Genomic DNA, 231 nt, shown 5'->3' with positions numbered 1-231 from the left:
CGGTGTTTTATTCATATTACATCTTCTTATTCTTTAGTAAAGAAGCTCCAGCAATTTCAGGATGCGTCATTTCGAATGGATCTAAAATAATATCCAATTCTTCTTCTGTCAGTACACCATGTTCTAAACATAACTCCCTAACAGATTTTCCTGTTTCAATTGCTTCACGTGCAATACGAGATGCTGCTTCATAACCAATATGAGGATTAACTGCTGTAATAATTCCAACAC

General features: G+C 35.1%; 1 pseudogene. It reads right to left on the bottom strand.

What is annotated here, in order from left to right:
• Window positions 1-16: 16 nt before the first annotated feature.
• Window positions 17-231 (bottom strand): annotated as a pseudogene (aspA, locus tag SB775_RS34310) (aspartate ammonia-lyase); the annotation flags it as partial.

The organism is Peribacillus sp. SIMBA_075 (assembly GCF_046534585.1).
The sequence above is the reverse complement of the archived record's forward strand: the minus strand, read 5'-3'. Positions and strand labels throughout refer to the sequence as shown.